At 67.0% G+C, this 1,586-nt stretch carries 2 protein-coding genes; both read left to right on the top strand.

The window, feature by feature from the left end; genetic code table 11:
- A partial coding sequence (locus tag EJO71_RS34195) for a histidine kinase (protein ID WP_125953065.1) occupies positions 1 to 1,197 on the top strand: 1,197 nt, incomplete at its 5' end.
- A gap of 64 nt (positions 1,198 to 1,261) precedes the next feature.
- The coding region (locus EJO71_RS34190) for a response regulator (protein ID WP_164546988.1) at positions 1,262 to 1,586 on the top strand (325 nt) is incomplete at its 3' end.

The raw sequence follows: 1,586 nt of genomic DNA, 5'->3' as shown, positions 1-1,586 counted from the left end.
ATGATCGTGCACTGGGGCGGCTCGAAGCTGGGCCTGCAACGGCGCCTGGCGCTGCTCGGCGACGTCAGCCAGCTGTCGAACCCCCGTTTCGGCGCCGGCCGCACCATCGCCCGCACGATGGAAAAGACACTGGCCTTCTTCAGGGCCAGCCACTGCATCCTGCTCACGCATGACACCTCCACGGGCAACTGGACCCTGCGCACGCTGCGCAAGGACGACACCTGCGAGCACGTCAGCATCGAAACGATCGGCCGCATCGCCGAGTCCCCACTGATGGCGCTGCCGGCGGACTGCACCGTGCTCAGCAACCACCTGCCCTGGCCCCTGAGCCAGCTGTACGCCCAGAGCCATGTCTTCAAGGCAGCCGCCAACGGCTGGCACGCGGAGGACGAGGAAGGCACGCAGCGTTGCGAGGCCATCACCGACATGCTGGAAGCCCGAGCCTTCATCAGTGCCCCGCTGCCGATGCGGCTGGGCGAAGGACGGGTCTTCGTGTCGTCGCGCGACGGCCTCTTCAACAAGGCCGACGCCCTGTTCCTTTCGCACCTCATGGAACAGATCTTCCCGACCATCGAGACCATCGAGGTGCTCGACCGGATGGCTTCCGAGGCCGCTTCCGCGGAACGCCTGAAGTTCGCGCTCGACCTGCACGACACGGCCGTGCAGCCGTACATCGGCCTGCGCATGGGCCTGTGCGCGCTGCGCAGGAAGGCTGCCGCCGACAACCCGCTGAGCGAAGACATCGACAAGCTCGCGAGCGTGGCCGAAGGCGTCATCGCCGACCTGCGCCGCTACGCCGGCGAGGTCCGGCAAAGCGCGAACAGCTCCAGCGGCCTAGTGCTGCCGCAGCTGCACCGCCAGGCCGCACGGATCAAGGGGCTCTACGGCATCGACATCGCCGTGGCCGTCGACGGCCCGCTCCAAGTGGACGACCGGGTGGGCGCGGAAGTCCTCCAGATGGTCGGCGAAGGCCTCAACAACATCTGCAAGCACACTCATGCACGCCACGGCAGCGTTCGCATCGCCTGCAGGAACGGATGGCTGCAGCTGAGCATCGAGAACGAGGCCTGCGATGAGAGCTTCACACAGTTCCGTCCGCGCTCCATCACCGAGCGCGCCACGGCCCTCGGAGGGCGGGCGCAGGTCCGCCAGTGCGAGAGCGGCGGCACCGCGGTGCTGGTCGAAATTCCCATCTGATGAAGAACAACACCCCTCGGCAGCAAGCACTGCGTCGACGAAAAGACAAGTCAAGGAGCCCGCCATGCAACCAGTTGCCCACCCCATCGGCGTCCTGCTCGTGGACGACCATCAGACCATGTTGTGGGGCCTGTCCAGGCTGATCGATGGCGAGCACCCGCGCATGAAGGTGGTGGGCACGGCCCGTTGCTGCGAGGACGCGGTGGCGACGTCGGAAAGTCTCGCGCCCGACGTCATCGTGCTCGACCTGGACCTCGACGGACATTGCGCCCTCGACATCCTGCCCAGGCTCGTGTCGAACGAAGTGTCGCGCGTCATGGTGCTCACCGCGGAGCGCGAGCAGCGCACGCTCGACCTCGCGGTGCTGCATGGCGCGCGTGGCGTGATGA

Source organism: Variovorax sp. 679 (assembly GCF_003952185.1).
Lineage (GTDB): Bacteria > Pseudomonadota > Gammaproteobacteria > Burkholderiales > Burkholderiaceae_C > Variovorax.
This window is presented reverse-complemented; position numbering and strand designations above follow the sequence as displayed.